At 46.2% G+C, this 16759-nt stretch carries 14 protein-coding genes; 6 read left to right on the top strand and 8 right to left on the bottom strand.

Annotated features, from left to right (window positions below):
* The first annotated feature begins 243 nt into the window (after positions 1-243).
* Positions 244-960 carry a hypothetical protein gene (locus HF322_RS09685; RefSeq protein WP_169393245.1) on the top strand — a complete coding sequence of 239 codons (717 nt, stop codon included), beginning with the start codon at positions 244-246 and terminating at the stop codon, positions 958-960.
* Between the two features lie 107 nt (positions 961-1067).
* On the opposite strand, the gene HF322_RS09680 is transcribed toward HF322_RS09685, so the two are convergent.
* The gene (locus HF322_RS09680) at positions 1068-1793 is read right to left on the bottom strand and encodes a GntR family transcriptional regulator (RefSeq protein WP_169393244.1); all 726 of its coding nucleotides are present in this window, start codon (positions 1791-1793) and stop codon (positions 1068-1070) included.
* A 189-nt stretch (positions 1794-1982) separates the two neighbouring features.
* Here HF322_RS09680 and HF322_RS09675 point away from each other — a divergent pair, with 189 nt between their 5' ends.
* The 5 genes from HF322_RS09675 to cls all read left to right on the top strand — a co-directional run bounded on the left by HF322_RS09675 (position 1983) and on the right by cls (position 7507).
* On the top strand, positions 1983-3272 hold the full coding sequence (locus HF322_RS09675) for an SLC13 family permease (RefSeq protein WP_169393243.1): 1290 nt from the start codon (positions 1983-1985) through the stop codon (positions 3270-3272).
* A 27-nt stretch (positions 3273-3299) separates the two neighbouring features.
* Positions 3300-4100, top strand: coding sequence for an amidohydrolase (locus tag HF322_RS09670; RefSeq protein ID WP_169393242.1), 801 nt, complete (start codon positions 3300-3302; stop codon positions 4098-4100).
* Positions 4101-4246: 146 nt separating this feature from the next.
* The gene (gene yegQ, locus HF322_RS09665; protein ID WP_169393241.1) at positions 4247-5659 is read left to right on the top strand and encodes a tRNA 5-hydroxyuridine modification protein YegQ; all 1413 of its coding nucleotides are present in this window, start codon (positions 4247-4249) and stop codon (positions 5657-5659) included.
* Positions 5660-5699: 40 nt separating this feature from the next.
* Positions 5700-5978 (top strand): YfhL family 4Fe-4S dicluster ferredoxin, encoded by a 279-nt coding sequence (locus HF322_RS09660; RefSeq protein WP_169393240.1) that lies wholly within the window; start codon positions 5700-5702, stop codon positions 5976-5978.
* Positions 5979-6055: 77 nt separating this feature from the next.
* Positions 6056-7507 carry a cardiolipin synthase gene (cls, locus tag HF322_RS09655; protein ID WP_169393239.1) on the top strand — a complete coding sequence of 484 codons (1452 nt, stop codon included), beginning with the start codon at positions 6056-6058 and terminating at the stop codon, positions 7505-7507.
* A gap of 15 nt (positions 7508-7522) precedes the next feature.
* On the opposite strand, the gene HF322_RS09650 is transcribed toward cls, so the two are convergent.
* The 7 genes from HF322_RS09650 to rsmH all read right to left on the bottom strand — a co-directional run bounded on the left by HF322_RS09650 (position 7523) and on the right by rsmH (position 16730).
* Positions 7523-8419 (bottom strand): putative RNA methyltransferase, encoded by an 897-nt coding sequence (locus HF322_RS09650; protein WP_169393238.1) that lies wholly within the window; start codon positions 8417-8419, stop codon positions 7523-7525.
* A 96-nt stretch (positions 8420-8515) separates the two neighbouring features.
* Positions 8516-9634, bottom strand: a complete 1119-nt coding sequence (gene mraY / locus HF322_RS09645) for a phospho-N-acetylmuramoyl-pentapeptide-transferase (protein WP_169393237.1) — start codon at positions 9632-9634, stop codon at positions 8516-8518.
* Positions 9635-9637: 3 nt separating this feature from the next.
* A complete protein-coding gene (gene murF / locus HF322_RS09640; RefSeq protein WP_169393236.1) occupies positions 9638-11083 on the bottom strand; it encodes a UDP-N-acetylmuramoyl-tripeptide--D-alanyl-D-alanine ligase in 1446 nt (481 codons plus the stop codon).
* A 42-nt stretch (positions 11084-11125) separates the two neighbouring features.
* The gene (locus HF322_RS09635) at positions 11126-12745 is read right to left on the bottom strand and encodes a UDP-N-acetylmuramoyl-L-alanyl-D-glutamate--2,6-diaminopimelate ligase (protein ID WP_169393235.1); all 1620 of its coding nucleotides are present in this window, start codon (positions 12743-12745) and stop codon (positions 11126-11128) included.
* Positions 12746-12776: 31 nt separating this feature from the next.
* A complete protein-coding gene (locus HF322_RS09630; RefSeq protein ID WP_223193260.1) occupies positions 12777-14972 on the bottom strand; it encodes a penicillin-binding protein 2 in 2196 nt (731 codons plus the stop codon).
* Positions 14969-15367, bottom strand: coding sequence for a cell division protein FtsL (locus HF322_RS09625; RefSeq protein WP_169393234.1), 399 nt, complete (start codon positions 15365-15367; stop codon positions 14969-14971). The genes HF322_RS09630 and HF322_RS09625 overlap by 4 nt, the downstream gene beginning before the upstream one ends.
* Before the next feature lie 259 nt (positions 15368-15626).
* Positions 15627-16730 carry a 16S rRNA (cytosine(1402)-N(4))-methyltransferase RsmH gene (gene rsmH / locus HF322_RS09620; protein ID WP_223193259.1) on the bottom strand — a complete coding sequence of 368 codons (1104 nt, stop codon included), beginning with the start codon at positions 16728-16730 and terminating at the stop codon, positions 15627-15629.
* Positions 16731-16759: the final 29 nt, after the last annotated feature.

The following is a 16759-nucleotide window of genomic DNA, read 5'->3' as shown; positions in this document are numbered from 1 at the left end:
CCTTGTTTTATAATTTGATCTTAAATTTGAGCGATTAACGCATTGATTATAATTAATTTAAAATTTGATAAGGGCTTTATTTTAGCTTTTATTGAGTTAAACCGTTTAAAACGCACAAGATGTTATTTTGATGTAAGGAGAGTATCAGTTCGGATACCAAGTAGCTGTCATCGTTTTAAAGTTCGATTATAGTGTAGGAAAATCTAAGCGGTTCATTACATGATAAAATTTGAGGAGTTTATTATGAAAAAATCAGTCACCATCAAATTAGGATTGGGCATCGCAGCCGTGCTTGGCTTGAGCGCTTGCGCAGGCGGGATGTCAGGCGGCGCTACTTCAGGATCAGGGCAATCGCTCGTCACTCAATTTCCCGTTGAGACTGCAATATTAAATATCTATACCAAATCACGAAGCGAGTCTTTGGTCGCCAATATCGGCAATCAAACGGCGACCGCTGATATTAAAGTCACGCCAAAAGGCAATTTGCGCTTTAACAATAAAACCGTTCAAGGCGCTGAAGTGAACACGATCAATAAGGTTAACGGTCAAGTCACCGACCAATCGGTTGCTATTAACTATTTTACTTTAAATCCGCTCACTTTTTACGGCTTTACTGACAGCAAAGGTCAATACTCAACTGCGACCCAAACCAGCGCCATTCCTAAAATGGCAAATATTGGTGCCTCAAGCCTTTTGATAAAAGAAGACGTTTATAGCGACAACAGCATGCGTAAAAAAGTTGGCACTTATCATCAAAGCTGGTCATTGTCGCGTGACAGCAACACCACCGCTTGGTTTTGTATCGATACCACGGACAATTTACTAGCAAGCCAGCCGCGCGAAGGCACCTCATCAGAGTGCTATAAAATCAACGTTCGCGGCGATATTCTTGCCAGTAAAGTCACCTTAACCCCGCCTAGCGGCAACATTAATAACGCAATTGTCTTTAACAGTCGTTAATCTTAAATTTATTTTGGGTGATACCATCCAAGGCTCATGGCTTTGGATGGTGATCATTGAACAAAGCGCATAGCTTTGGATGGTAATGATTGAAGCTTTTTAATTTCTTAGTTAATCGTAATTTCATAATTAAAATGCGCCGCCATTCCTAATGACTCGCGGTATTCAATCGGCTCATTATTAAGATTTTTGGCAATCCGGCAAATTTTTACTAAACTGTCTTCTTTGTTATTGTCTAAATGATCATCGATGTAATCTTTAATCACGCTCAACTTTTCTAAAGCCGATGCCACAAAATGACCGCAAGTTTGGTAGTAAAACGGATAAAGTAAGTTGTCAAAATCGGCAGGCGTCAATTGCGTAAATGGTTGAAATAAGCGCTTTGGCAGCCAAATTTTTTCGCTCACCACCACCTTATCTTCCATCAATCGAACGCGCTCTAAATAAATCAGCTCTTCATCGGCTAACAGGTTAAGCTGTTGGTTAATTGCCTCAATTGCCGAAACTGTTTTAATGGTTTTTACCACACCAATCGGTGCCGCATTGTCAGCGCCTTTAGGACGAAACTTAAAAAACCGAAGCAAGGATTGATCAAAATTTGGCGGCTTTAAAAACGTGCCTTTGCCTTGATGTTTGATCAAAATGCCATCGTCAACCAATCGCTCAACCGCTTTTCGAACGGTTCCTACCGACACCTGATAGCTGTCAGCAAGCTCTTGCTCGCTTGGCAGCGCTTTATTTTCATCCCAGCGCCGACTGGTGAGCATGTCTTGAATGTTTAGCCGAACCTGCTCATAGCGCGGTATTTTTAGCTTGGGCAGGACTGATTTCATATCAAATTCCATAGGCTTCGGCTCCATGTTAGAAGTAGCTTTTGAGCGCTTGATAGCTTTCTTACCAATCAAAAAGGATTTGACAATCATAACATGATGTTTTTTAATAATAAAATAAATTCATATATATGTTTATATGTATTTTAAACCAATATCAAAAAAGCACGTCGTCGAGGTCAAGGAGCAGACATGACTTTTTATATTCTTGCCGCCATCATTTTATCTATCGTGCTTGGCTATACCACAAAGATCAATATTGGCTTGTTTGCCATTGTCTTTTCTTATCTGATTGGCTGCTTTGGCATGGGGTTAAAAGCCAGTGAGGTGATTGAGCTTTGGCCCATTAAGATCTTTTTTATCATTTTTGCGGTCACGTTGTTTTACAATTTTTCTTTAGCGAACGGCGCGCTTGAAAAGCTGTCCAATCAGCTGATTTATAAATGCCGAAAATTCCCCTCACTGCTGCCGCTTGCTATCTTTTTTGTAGCAACGATCATCTCAGGACTTGGGGCAGGATATTATACGGTGCTCGCGTTTATGGCACCAATGACCTTGCTGCTTTGCCAAAAAACTAAGATGAACGTGGTGATTGCCGCGCTTGCTGTCAACTATGGGGCGCTTGCAGGCGCTAACTTTATGACCTCGCAAAGTGGGGTGATTTTTCGCGGGCTTATGGATACGGCAGGGCTGACCACAGATACCGCGTTTCGCTATTCTTCAGGAATTTGGGCGGCGACGTTTATTATTCCGATTGTGGTGATGGGTGTTTATAGCCTTATCAATGCCAGAACCAATAAAATCGCCATTGAGGCGGTGCTTCCTGAGCCGTTAGATGCCAAACAAAAAAAATCCATTTGGCTGATTTTTATCATGATGGCGATCGTTTTGATCGTTCCTGTGCTAAATTTGTTACTGCCTAATGTTGACGCCATTGCCTTTTTAAATGCGCGGATTGATATTGGTTTTATTGCGATATTTTTTGCCATTATCAGCTTATTTTTAAAATTGGGCGATGAAAAAACGGTCATCAGCTTGGTGCCTTGGAACACGCTCATTATGATTTGTGGCGTTGGGATGCTCATCAGCCTTGGGGTGAAAGTCGGTGTTATCGATGAGTTGACCGAATGGCTAAGTACCAACGTTCCGGTTTGGCTGATTCCCGTTTTGGTATTTATCATCAGTGCCATTATGTCCATTTTTGCCAGCACGTTAGGTGTGGTAGCTCCCGCCTTATTTCCAATCGTTCCTGCGTTAGCGGCAGCTTCCGGATTAAATCCATTATTGCTGTTTATTTGCATTATCGTTGGCGCTCAAAGCTCCTCTATTTCACCATTTTCATCCGGCGGCAGTTTGATCTTGGGGTCATCGCCCGCCGACATTGATAAAAGTAAATTGTTAAATGCGCTGCTGTTTAAAGCCGTTCCAATCGGGGTTGGCGCAGGGCTTTTAGCAACATTCATCATTCAGTGGGTGTTTTAGCCCAAGCTGATTTAAAAGGGGATTATTATGTCAATGATCGATACCCATGCTCATGTGTTCTCAGCGCAATCGGCATTTATTGCTAACGCTCGCTATCGCCCTGATTATACCGCTTGTGTTGAGGACTATATCAACATCCTTGATGATCATGGCTTTGATCAAGGGGTGCTGATTCAGCCAAGCTTTTTGGGAACGAATAATGAGGAGATGCTGTCAGCGATTGCAAAATTTCCGGATCGGCTCAAAGGCGTTGCGGTTCTTGATCCTATGGTAAGCCCAACTGAGCTTGAAACATTAAATGCTCAAGGTATTTTGGGCGTTCGGCTCAATTTATTTGGGCTGCCCTGCCCTGATTTGCGCCAAAAGCCGTGGTCAAGTTTTTTGGCGCGGTTAAGTCAATTTGACTGGCAACTTGAGCTTCATGCGCCGCCAAGTTTTTTGATTCAATTGCTCCCTCAATTAAGTCCTTACGATTTAGATGTGGTCATTGATCATTTTGGTCGGGTTGATGCAGATTTAGGCATAGCCGATCCTGACTATCAGCAGTTATTGTCACAGCTTGATCCGCGCCAGCACTGGGTTAAAGTGTCAGGATATTATCGCTTGGATCACAAGCAACATTTGCAACCTGCCATTGATGCCTTTCATCAGCTGATAAATTGCGGGATGCGTGAGCGCTTGGTTTGGGGCAGCGACTGGCCGCACACCCAATATGAAAGCCAAATGAGCTTTAGCAAAGCCCTTCATAATTTTGAAACCATCGTTGATAACGCTGACCTTGTAAAAAAAATCATCACAGAAAATAATGCCCGCTTATTTCAATTTTAATATTGATTACAGGCAAATCTTGAATGGCTGTTTTGCAATTAAAATATCCTTTATAATACTAAGGTAATCCTAAGCGCTGAATGGTATCGGCGCTTTGGTTTTTTTGATCGTCCGTTATTACCTTGTCATTCATAGTTAGGACAGATATGCGCCCAATTGCCTCAACAAGCCCAAATACCCCCGAGCTGCTTTGCCCTGCCGGCACGTTTAAAAACATGCAATACGCCTTTGCTTATGGCGCGGACGCCGTTTACGCCGGGCAGGCGCGATATAGCCTTCGGGTTCGCAATAATGACTTTGATGAGGACAATTTGCGCCGCGGCATTGATTATGCGCACAATTTAGGCAAAAAGTTTTACGTCGTCGTTAATATTCAAGCGCATAACGCCAAGCTTGCGACCTTTATCGAGGACATTCGCCCGATTGTTGAAATGAAACCGGACGCGCTGATTATGTCGGATGCCGGAATGATTATGATGGTTCGCGAAAACTTTCCCGACATTGACATTCATTTATCCGTTCAAGCCAATGCGGTGAATTGGGCAACGGTCAAATTTTGGCAATCGATGGGAATCAGCCGCGTCATTGTCTCGCGCGAATTGTCCATCAAAGAAATTGGGCAAATTATCGATCATGTTCCTGGCATGGAAATCGAAGTTTTCGTTCACGGCGCGCTTTGTATGGCGTACTCAGGTCGCTGCTTGCTGTCCGGCTACATCAACAAACGCGATGCCAATCAAGGTACTTGCACCAATGCTTGCCGCTGGAATTACAATACTTATCAAGCCGTTGAAAATGAAACCGGCGATATTGTTCCGGTAACAAACACCCAAAATGGCTTTGAAAATGCACTTGGCAGTGCGGTTGAAAGCTCAAGCGTTCAGCAATTTGCGCCACTCAATACGCCGTCCGACCAAGTTGTCCTTTTAGAAGAGCAAAACCGCAAAGGCGAGCTGATGGCGATGTTTGAAGACGAGCACGGCACCTATATCATGAATTCCAAAGACTTACGAGCGGTGGAACTCGTCCCTGAGCTTGTTAACATGGGTGTTCATTCGCTTAAAATCGAAGGTCGAACCAAATCACACTATTACGTTGCCCGAACGGCTCAAGTTTACCGCCGCGCCATTGATGATGCGGTCGCAGGAAAGCCCTTTGACCAAAGCTTAATTGCCGCCCTTGATGGTCTTGCCAATCGCGGCTATACCGAAGGCTTTTTGCGCCGCCATATCCATAGCAGCTACCAAAACTACGACTATGGCGCGTCCAAAACTGACCAACAGCAATTCGTTGCCGAAGTCATTGAAGTCAGTCAAGGCAAGCTTACTTTAGAGATTAAAAATAAATTAAGCATGGGTGATACCATTGAAATCATGACCCCAAAAGGCAATTTGACCACCATCTTGACCGAACTTTGGGACAACAAAGGTAACGCGATTGACGCCGCGCTTGGTTCAGGTTGGCAGGCGCAAATTAATAATCCGTTTCAAGACTTAAGCGCTGACGATTTACAATTTGCCTTAATCATGAAAAATATTAACGCGCCGATTTATTCTTAACTTCTACATTTTCATTAAAAAGGTTAAAAGGCGGGTCAATATGGCGTTAAAAATCACCAAAGACTGTATCAACTGCGACATTTGCGAGCCTGAATGCCCAAACGATGCCATTTTTTACGACCAAAAAGGTCAAAAAACCTACGTGATAAATCCTGAGCTTTGCACCGAATGCGTGGGGTTTTATGACAAGCCAACTTGCGATAAAGTCTGCCCGATTGATTGTATTATCAAAGATGAGGCGCATTTTGAAACGCCAGATGAGCTGTTAGCGAAATATCAAACGATTTGGGGGAAGTCTCAGGATAACCTTATCCTATAGTTTGGTTATAAAAAGCCTACTGAGGGCAAAATTAACTGGGCTATAATCCTGCTATTTAACGGATTATTTTGCAGGACATGGACTACTCTTTATTTATTAATATTGTTTTATTTATTCATTTTTTACTGCTTATGATCATCGCGCTGCGCATTTTAGCCCGTGATGATCTGACCTCTCCGGCAAGACTGTCGTGGCTTGTGGTGCTATTTTTACTGCCCTATCTTGGGGTGGTGATTTATTGGTTGTTTGGCGAGGTTCATTTAGGTCCCGAATTTACTAAAAAATATCAGCAAATCATCGACACGCTTCACAGTCAGCACCCTGAAGTTTTAGGTGACCGCCAAGTGCTAGAGCAAACCATTCCACCGGAATACCAAGCCGCATTTGCTTATTCTGCTGCTGTCACCGGTTATTTTCCAGTTTTGGGAAATTCGGCAACGCTTATGAAAGATGCCAATGATACGCGCCGACACATGATTGCCGACTTTGATGCGGCAACGGATCACATTCACGTGCTGTATTATATTTGGCTTGAAGATGATATGGGAACGGCTACGGCAGAGGCGCTCATTCGGGCGGCAAAACGCGGCGTCACTTGCCGGGCGATGGTCGATGGCTTGGGATCGCGAAAGTTCATTCATTCAAAGCTTTGGCAAGATATGAAAGATGCCGGCGTTCAGGTCAGCGTTGCCCTGCCTTTTAAAAACTTTATCAAGGTGATTTTGTTTAGCCGAATTGATTTGCGCAATCACCGCAAAATTACGGTGATTGATGGTCGCATTGCCTATTGCGGCAGTCGCAACTGCGCGGATCCTGAGTTTCGCGAAAAGCCCAGATATGCGCCATGGATTGACATTATGCTTCGGGTTGAAGGTCCCATTGTCGCGCAAAATCAGCTGCTGTTTGCAAGCGATTGGCTCACGTATAATTCTGACACGCCGCTTGACAGCTTTTATTATGACACGACCAAGACCCAAAACGGCTTTGTCACGCAAGTCTTTGCCGATGGTCCCACCCAAAAGCGGGATACTTCGCCGCAGTTTTTAGGGGCGCTGATCAGTCAGGCTCAAGATACGTTGATCATTTCGACGCCGTATTTTGTTCCGGATTATTCGCTGGTTAGCATTTTATGTGCTACCGCTCAGCGCGGCGTTGATGTCACGATGATTTTTCCAAAAAATAATGACTCATTTGTCGTTGCCGCCACCAGTCGCAGCCATTATTGGCAACTGCTTGATGCAGGGGTGAAGATTTTTGAATACAATCCGGGACTGCTTCACGCCAAAACCTTGACCATTGACGGTCAAATCAGCCTTATTGGCTCAACCAACCTTGATTTGCGCAGCTTTGATTTAAACTATGAAAACAATATTTTAATTTATGACCAAAAACTTACCCGTGAAATCATCGAGCGCCAAGCAGATTATATCGCCGACTCAGATGAGATCACCTTTGATGAGGTCAAAAACTGGTCGCTGCCGCACCGAATTTGGAACAACGTCATTGCAACCATGGGACCTATTTTATAACGGTATTTTTAGGGGTTAGGTGCGTTTTTGAAGAACAAAAATCACAAATCGCGCCTGCGTTTTAAAGCTTGACTTTAAAGCTGAATTGAGAAGTGCTTCACGATTTGCAAGCTTAGCGCGGTAGCTGTAAGGGGTCATGGTCAATAAATCGGTAAGCTCATTTTGAGACAAATTGAGCGTCGTTTCGACCTCAACGCGATCAATCAGCTCAAAATACGGCGCTAACTCTTGTAAAAACTTGTCCGAATCGTGCTCACGAACGTCGTCAAATAAGGCTTGGCGAACGCTTGCTAAATGACCTTGATCAGGTTTTGCAATCAGCAAATAGCCGCCCGATTCTAAAACTTCAAAAAAAGGCTTGGGTAAAATGGGGCTAAAAATACTACTGATGCCAAATAAGCTGTTAGTCTTAATAGGCAAATGCGCCGCGCTTGCGACCATAGGAACAATGGCAGCTTTCTTACCTTCTTTTTGCTGATACCAAAGCTGACCTGCTGCTTTGCTTTTTTTAGCCAGTTCAACCAGCGCAGGTTTGCTAATATCAGCAGCAATTAACTGATTCAGGTTTGAACTTGCTAAGGCTTGGCTATAATAACCCTCACCGCAGCCGATATCTAGCCAATTAATATTGCCCTTATTTTTGGTTAATTCAGTGACAATCTTAACAAGGGCTTGTTTCAGCGGCGCGTAAAATCCTGCCGCTAAAAACCGTTGCCGAGCTTGGATCGAGGCTTCACTGTCGCCTGGGGCTTTGGACTTTTTTTGATTGACGGGTAACAGATTGACGTAACCTTGCTTTGCCACATCAAAGGTATGCACAGTTTTCGCGGCAGTTTGGCTGCCCTCACAGCGCCACGTTCTGGCATCCGGCGTCAAGGTTGACCCACAAATTGGGCATAAAAATAAGCTCAAAATCGCCTCAATAGCAGCTAAAAATATAGCGCAATCTTAACCGTTTACCAAAAAAAAAGCCATTTTGATTCAAATGGCTTTTTTTTGCTTGTTTTTTTAGCGCAATTTTAGAGTCATGAGTCCAAGCACGACAAGGACAATGGCAATAATCCAAAACCTTGCCACCACTTGCGTTTCTTTCCAGCCAATTTCTTCAAAATGGTGATGCAAGGGCGCCATTCGAAACACGCGTTTTTTACGAAGTTTGTATGAACCCACTTGAAGCATAACAGACAACGCTTCAGCAACGAACAGCCCGCCCATGATGGCAAAGGCGATTTCTTGGCGGGTCATCACCGCGATCGTGCCAAGCATCGCACCTAAAGCCAGCGCGCCGACATCGCCCATAAATACTTGCGCCGGATGGGCGTTAAACCATAAAAAGCCAAGCCCTGCGCCAATCATTGCCCCACAAACGATGATGACTTCTGAATTGTAAGCAATATAAGGCACGTGCAAATAATCGGCAAAGCGAACATCGCCTGACACATACGCCATCGCGCCAAGCCCTGCGGCAACCAAAACGACGGGCAATATTGCCAAGCCGTCTAAACCATCGGTTAAGTTCACTGCGTTTGATGCGCCATTAATCACAAAGTAGGTGAAAATGATAAATCCAATACCAAACGGCACGGCAGAAAACGCAATCATCCAATCTTTAAAAATTGGGATCAATAAGTCTTGCATCTCGCGCGTGGTGATGGGATTTGGCTGCTGAATGGCAATATAATACAAAGAGATGCCAACAAACAGCGCCCCCATGGACAGCCAAAAGTATTTTTTGCGGGCAATTAAGCCTTTGGGGTCTTTATACTTGATTTTAAGCCAGTCATCTGCCCAGCCGACCGCGCCAAAAATAACCATGACCACCAGCAAAATCCAAACATAAGGGTTGGTCAGCCGCGCCCAAAGTAAGGTGGAGACGCCAATAGCGCTTAAAATCAGCACCCCGCCCATGGTCGGCGTTCCAGTTTTTGCCAAATGCGACTGCGGACCGTCGTTGCGGATAGCCTGACCGTATTTGAGCGCTCGCAAGCGATTGATGACTTGCTTGCCAAAAACCATGCTAAAGCCAAGCGCGGTGATCACAGAAAGCAGCGCTCGCAAGGTTAATGAGGACACCGCGGAAAACGGCAAATAATACTGACCAAGCCAGCTAAACAACCAAAATAACACCGTCTACTCCTCAACTAGCGCATCGATCAGGGTTTCCATTTGCATGGTTCGCGACCCTTTAAATAAAATGGTACAAGGCTTGCCATCAGGCGTTGAGGCTTGGTCTTGCAAATAGCGCTTAAGATCGTCTAAAAGCTCAGCTTTGGTTAAAAATGCCGCCGAACTGATTAATCCTGCCGATTGCGCGCCTTTAACGCTGTCGCTTGCAAATTCGCCTACAGCAAAAAAGTGATCCACTCCAGATTGAGCAACCGCTTTGCCGACCTCAAAATGCTCCTCGGCGGCGGCGTCTCCAAGCTCAGCAATGTCGCCTAATACCATAATTTTGTGACCTGATTGCGCGGCTAGCACGTGAGCGGCGGCGCGAACGGAATGCGGATTGGCATTATACGTGTCATCAATCAATTGATGCTGACCAAAGGCTTTGCTGACCAAACGACCTTTTGCTGGTCGGGCGCGCTCAAGACCGCTGATGATGTCTTGAATGTCAATGCCAACGGCATGGGCGCAAGCAGCCGCAGCAAGCGCATTTTCTACATTATGAGCGCCTGATAATGGCAATTTGACTGGCATGGATTGCTCATTGATCGTTAACACAAATTCACTGCCCTCAGCATTGAGCTGAACTTGGTTGGCTGTCACCTGCGTTTTTCCAAAGCCAATCACTTGGCGGCAATATTGCTGCGCCGTTTGTCGTAAAGCGGCGGCAAATTCATCATTATCAGGAACGATGCCTACTTTATCGTGATTTGGCGTTTGAAAAATCTCAGATTTGGCACGGCAAATGGCATCGCGGCTGCCAAATTCGCCCAAATGCGCGCTGCCAATGTTTAACACGCAAGCCACGTCAGGATCAACGATCGCTGCACAATACGCAATCTCGCCAACATGATTGGCACCAAGCTCGATCACGGCAAAGCGCTGATGATCAGACAATTCAAGCAGCATCATGGGCGCGCCCAAGTCATTATTGAGATTGCCACGGGTAATGAGCGTTGGGGATAGGCGCTCAAAAATACTGCCAAGCATCTCTTTGCAGGTCGTTTTGCCGCTTGATCCGGTCAGCGCAATCACGGTCAAATCAGGATGAGCGCGCCGCCGAAACGCCGCCAACTGCCCAAGCGCCAATCGCGTATCGCTCACAACCAATTGCGGGATATCCGCTTGAGTTGGCGTGCTGACAATTGCTGCCACCGCACCCAAATCTGCCGCCGTTTGCAAATAATCGTGACCATCAAAATGATCGCCTTTGATCGCCAAAAAGAGGTCGCCGGATTTTAATTTTCGGGTGTCCGTGATAATAAACGGGCTATTAATATGATCAATGGCAGCAAGATTTGGCTCATACCACTGCCCCAAAAGCGATGACGTCGCTTGCAATAATCGCTGTGAATTCCAATCAAACAGCTTAGGCGCGGCTAAGTGTTGAGGCTGGGTTTGCGCTGTCATAATACATCCCTTGGTCACTGACCTATTTACACGATAAATTTTTTAATTTGGCGATGCTGAAAAAGCGCGGTTTTGATGAATCGTAAGCGCATCAGCCAACACTTGGCTGTCATCAAAATCATAACGAACGCCTTTAATTTCTTGATACGTTTCATGACCTTTTCCGGCGATGACCACGATATCATCGGCACAAGCTTGGCTGACGACCCAATCAATCGCCGCTTTTCGGTTCGGCTCAATTTTTGCGTTTGCCAATTGCGCCGAGGTTAATCCAGCTTGCATGTCTGCTAAAATTTGCTTAGGGTCTTCCGATCTTGGGTTGTCCGAAGTCAACACCACACGATCAGCCGCGGCAAGTCCTGCCTGTGCCATTAAAGGTCGCTTACCGCGATCACGGTCGCCGCCGCAGCCAAACACCGCCCAAAGTGTACCGCTGCAATGCGCCTTTAAGCTGGTAAGCACTTGGGTGAGCGCATCGGGCGTATGGGCATAATCAACGATAAAGCAGCCTTCATTTGACGCCACGCGCTGCATCCGACCCATCGCGCCATGAAGTTTGGGAACGAGCGCTTGAAGCTCATTAAAATCAACCCCCAAAGTTGCTACCGCTGCCATTGCTGCGATTAAATTGGCAACGTTAAAGCGCCCTAATAGCGGACTTGTGACTTGAGACTTGCCAAACGGACTTTGAATCTCAATGGTGACGCCATCCAAACTTGGGGCAATATTGGTGGCAACAAACGTGGCTTTTGCGGTAGGATTTAAGCTATAAGTCCAAACCTCAAGATCGCTTTTTTGCGCGGTTTGGATCATTAATGCGGCAAAGTCATCATCAAGATTGATGATGGCATGGGTTAATGTCGGAAAATACGTTTTGTCAAAAAGGCGCGCTTTTGCTGCCGCGTACTCCTCCATTGAAGCATGGTAATCTAAATGATCGCGGCTTAAATTGGTAAAAATGGCGGTGCTGATCGGAACGCCTTGCAATCGCAGTTGATCCAAACCGTGCGAGCTGGCTTCAAGCGCCAACACAGCCGCACACTCTTGTCCCAGTTGATATAAAAACTGCTGAACAAGACTGGCATCCCCTGTGGTATGGCTTGCTTGAACCAAGTGATTGAGCCTGCCATTTCCCGCCGTTCCCATCACCGCGCTGCTTTTACCAGCAAGCTCACTAAGCTGAGCGACCAGCTGACTGATCGTCGTTTTGCCATTGGTTCCGGTCACTGCCACCACAGTTGGCAGCACTTGCGGCAAGTTTGCTTGCAAGTTTAATTGAATCAGGCTTCCCAAAATTTGGCGAATATGGGGCACAAAAATAACCGGGCAAGATAAGCTCAGTGATTCCAACTCATCCTTTGCCAACAGCGTTTTTGGGTCAATCTCAGTTAGGATCATTGCCGCCGTCGTTGCTGCTTGGCGTAAATAATCCGCGCTTTTAGTCTTGTTATTGGAGTGGCTTTTTAACAGCACAAAAACATCATTTGGCGCAAGATTTCGGCTATCCAAAACAAAACTTGCAAACGAAATGTCTTTTATTTTTGCCCAAGTTTCAGGATCATTTGCCAAGATATCGGTTAAAGGTTCAGCCGTTAAATTGGGCACTGTTGATAACAACTGCGACAAAGTCACCGTAATGGAGTGTTGAGAAGCAGGCAACATGAAAACATCCTCATCGATTGGCAAAACCTAGTTATGATTTGCTTGGCGCTTTAATGGCAAGTGGTTTGTCAAGCGGCACGTTATAAAGTCGCAGCGCCTCTTTCATCACGTTATGAAACACAGGCGCTGAGGTCAAACCAGCGTAAAGCTGACCGCGCGGGTCTTCCACCAAAATCACGCCAACAAGCCTTGGGTTTGACGCAGGGACGATGCCGGCAAAGACGTTTCGGTACTGATCGGTATAATAGCCGCCCTCAGGGTTGATCCGGCGCGAGGTTCCAGTTTTGCCTGCCACGCGGTAGCCATCGATTGCCGCCGCCGTTGCCGTTCCACCCGGAACCGTGACCGACTCGAGCATTTGAACGATCGCCATAGCTTGGTCATGCGCCATGATGCGACGACTTGGCGTTGGCTTGTCGTCTTTTACGATGCTAAGCGGATGAATGACGCCGCCTGCTCCAAGCGCGGCATAAGCTTGCGCGATTTGCGCTAAGGTAACTTGCAGACCATAACCGTAACTGACGGTCGCTCGGCGCGCGATTTCTTTTTCTTTTGGCGTGGCGACAAGACCGCTACCTTCTCCTGGGAAATTTAGCGGCGTTTTGGCACCAAAACCAAACTGCTTTTGCATGTTGGTGATGCCATCAGGCGGTAGCGATAGCGCAATTTTGGTGGAGGCGACGTTACTTGATTTTTGCAGCAAAGTGGCAAGATTAATAATGCCTAAATTGTTATGATCGCGGATGGTATAGCCTGGAACGCGAATCGATCCAGGATTGGTGTCAATCAAGGAGCGCGCAGTATATTTTCCAGAATCTAAAGCGGCGGCAACGGTGAATGGCTTCATCACCGAGCCTGGTTCAAACACATCAAGCAGCGCTCGGTTGCGCTGATTTTCACCGGTCATCTCATTTAAATTGTTGGAGTTAAATGACGGCCAGGTGGAAAGCGCCAGCACCTCGCCGGTTTGAACATCAACTACCATTCCCGTTGACCAGCGCGCTTGCTGCAAGCGACCTGCTTTTTCAAGCTCTTTATAAAGCAAATACTGCAATCGCGAGTCGATGGTCAATGCAACATTTTGCCCCGGAACTTCTGCTTTGATTTGCTTAAGCTCTTTTAAGCTGTTTTGTTTGGCATCTTTTAACACCAAAACTTTTCCTGCTTCGCCGGCAAGCTTTGACTCAAATTGACGCTCAATTCCGGCGCGACCTTCATAGCCGCCTTCTGGATCGTTGGCGTTTTGACCCATAAATCCTAAAAGCTGAGCGTTTGGCTGTGGCTGCGGATAATAGCGCTGAAAGAAGTGTTTTTCATTGACGCCCACAAAATCAAGGTCGCTGACACTTTGGGCGATCTCAGGGGTGACTTTGCTAAGAAGCGGTAAATAATGCGATCCTGCCCCTGAAGGCAAGGCAGCTTTTACTGCCTCCTCGTTGGTGACATCAACGTTTGGATCAATGGCAACGGCTTTTTGCAAATTGGCAACTGGAATACCAACAACCGCCGCTAAGCGGTTCAAATCCATTTTATCCAAGCGCTTTTGCATGCGCTCTTGCATTTTTGGCTTGTCCGGATTGGCAGCAATGATGCGCTTTAATTCGTAATATTCACGAGCATAATCATGCGGGCTAAACGATACGGTCGCAAGCGGCGCGCTTACCGCAAGCGGCAACTCATTACGATCGGTAATCATGCCGCGATAAGAGGGCTGCGAGCGAACGCTGGTGATGAGCTGATTGCCTTTATCTTGGTAAAATTGAGCATTGGCAACTTGCAAATAATACGCGCGACCCGTCAATCCTACCAATAATAACCCCGCTAAAATCCAAATGGTAAAAAAGCGGTTTTTATCGCTGTCGATGCTGCCGCGTTTGGAGGCGCCTGAGGGCTTACTAAAGACTTGTTTGTTGCGATCACGGTTTTTAACGCTGGTATAAGCGCCTTGAAGCTCGCGCTTGTCGTGCTTTTTGATCCGCCCTGCAATCTTACTTGAGCGCTGATTGGTTTTATTGCTTCGCGATTTGTTTCCTGAGGTGACTGATTTGGTGCCTTGGCTGATCTGCTTTTTGCGAGCGGCATTTGATGGCGCAGCGCCTTTAATCGTGCCATTAATGATCGATTTTTTAGAGCTTTTTGGCGTGGCTTTGATCCCTGACTTTTTAAGACCAGCGCTTGCTTGCTTTTTGGTTTTGCTGTCATCAGGAGTGATTGGGGATTTGCTCATTGTCCCGCTCCTCCTGATTGGCTTGATTTTGGTGCAGCAGGCTGAATGATGAGCTTGTCATCAAGCGTTGGGGAGAACATTCCAAGCTCGGTCACCGCTCGGCTAGCGATCTGCGGGGTGGCACTAAAGGTTTGCTGCTCGATCAATAAGCGCTGGTGCTCAACTTGCAAAAGGCGCTCTTGTTTTTTCATATCTTGCAATGTTTTATAATCCTGATGATACTGCTGAACCTGCTCTGCGGTGCGAATGCCACTCCAAACGATGAGAACCGCCATCGCCAACAGCACTGCCACATAAAGTCCCACGGCATTAAAATGAAATCCCACCAAGCCATCGATGCTGTTATGAATGCTGTTGTTGGCGAACGTGGCTTTTGGTTTGTTTGATCCTGCCATGATGCTCTCAAAAATTAACACGCTTGAATATAATTACCATAAATACCAATATCAGCCGATAAGACGACCTGATCTCAGGGTCTTTTGCTGATAAAATGTTTGGGTCAATTTGCAAATTTACCCGCAATTGACGTTGAATGACCGCTTTCGTTTCTGTACAAATTTTAATGATAAATTTTAAGCAGAATAACAGACGATAATTACAGAATTTTAACAGTCAGTGGCGCATTGATACATAGTTTTTGCAAAAATTCATCAATTATTCGCAATCTTTTGCTAATAGTACCTCAGTTCGCGTCGCAAATCGCAGCCAAGCACTTCTTGATCGCGGATTGTTAGCAATCTCAGCGCTACTTGCCGCCACGCGTTTGGGCTTCGTAAAATAGCGTGGTCGCTTGGGCGGCATCGGCAAAAACTCATCTTCAGGATATTGACCTTTGCTGTGGCGGGCAAAAAACTGCTTAATTCGGCGATCCTCTAAAGAGTGAAAGCTGATCACCGCAAGATTAGCGCCTGACTTTAATACCCCAATGCTTTGCGCCAAAAAATCATCCACATCACCCAATTCGTTATTGATAAAAATACGCATGGCTTGAAAGCTTTGGGTCGCCGGATGCTTGCCTTTTTGCCAGTTGGGGTGCGCTTGTTTAATGACTTCTGCTAATTTCAACGTGGAATCATAACTTTCCATTTGCTTAATCGCGCGCGCAATCCGTCTGCTGTGGCGTTCCTCACCAAACTCATAAAGCACATCGGCAAGCGTGGTTTCATCCACCGATTGCAGCCACTCACCGACCGACTGACCACGGCTTATGTCCATTCGCATATCAACCAACCCATCTCGCATAAAGCTAAAGCCGCGGCTGCCATCATCAAGCTGCGGCGAGGACACGCCAAGATCCGCCATGATCCCATCAACGCGATCAATATCAAGCGCCGCCAAGCTTTGAGTGAGCGTGGCAAAGCTGTCATGAACCACTTGAACTCGGTGATCTGTTGCCGCCAAATCCTTGGCAACGCTAATTGCTGTGGGGTCTTTATCAAAAACGATCAACGTTGAGTCCGCGCTTAATTGCGACAACAGCAATCGGCTGTGACCACCGCGACCAAACGTGCCATCCACAAAAATACCTTCGTGCTGTTTTGCTTCGGGCTTTGCCACGTTCTCTTGCGCCAGTTTTTTGACGCCCAAAACCGCCGCTACGGTTTCAGTTAACAGCACGGCATCATGAGAAAAGTCATCGGCTGTCAAAGCTTGCTTGGAGTTGATCTTGGATTCTGCAATCGTCTTGCTGATTGGCAACGTGGTCAAACTTGCGTCTTTTTGCATTTCGGGCACAACCTTTGGAGGAACATTTGCCAAATTTTCTTCACTTTTGAGCGAAAATTGGC

Origin of the sequence: Psychrobacter sp. MF31 (assembly GCF_012847335.1) — a bacterium.
Lineage (GTDB): Bacteria > Pseudomonadota > Gammaproteobacteria > Pseudomonadales > Moraxellaceae > Psychrobacter.
This window is presented reverse-complemented; position numbering and strand designations above follow the sequence as displayed.

What these genes read in the sequence shown, in the direction of transcription:
- HF322_RS09685 (WP_169393245.1), top strand. Translation starts at nt 244, where the DNA reads ATGAAAAAATCAGTCACCATCAAATTAGGATTGGGCATCGCAGCCGTG.
- HF322_RS09680 (WP_169393244.1), bottom strand. Translation starts at nt 1,793, where the DNA reads ATGAAATCAGTCCTGCCCAAGCTAAAAATACCGCGCTATGAGCAGGTT.
- HF322_RS09675 (WP_169393243.1), top strand. Translation starts at nt 1,983, where the DNA reads ATGACTTTTTATATTCTTGCCGCCATCATTTTATCTATCGTGCTTGGC.
- HF322_RS09670 (WP_169393242.1), top strand. Translation starts at nt 3,300, where the DNA reads ATGTCAATGATCGATACCCATGCTCATGTGTTCTCAGCGCAATCGGCA.
- yegQ (WP_169393241.1), top strand. Translation starts at nt 4,247, where the DNA reads ATGCGCCCAATTGCCTCAACAAGCCCAAATACCCCCGAGCTGCTTTGC.
- HF322_RS09660 (WP_169393240.1), top strand. Translation starts at nt 5,700, where the DNA reads ATGGCGTTAAAAATCACCAAAGACTGTATCAACTGCGACATTTGCGAG.
- cls (WP_169393239.1), top strand. Translation starts at nt 6,056, where the DNA reads ATGGACTACTCTTTATTTATTAATATTGTTTTATTTATTCATTTTTTA.
- murF (WP_169393236.1), bottom strand. Translation starts at nt 11,083, where the DNA reads ATGACAGCGCAAACCCAGCCTCAACACTTAGCCGCGCCTAAGCTGTTT.
- HF322_RS09635 (WP_169393235.1), bottom strand. Translation starts at nt 12,745, where the DNA reads ATGTTGCCTGCTTCTCAACACTCCATTACGGTGACTTTGTCGCAGTTG.
- HF322_RS09630 (WP_223193260.1), bottom strand. Translation starts at nt 14,972, where the DNA reads ATGAGCAAATCCCCAATCACTCCTGATGACAGCAAAACCAAAAAGCAA.
- HF322_RS09625 (WP_169393234.1), bottom strand. Translation starts at nt 15,367, where the DNA reads ATGGCAGGATCAAACAAACCAAAAGCCACGTTCGCCAACAACAGCATT.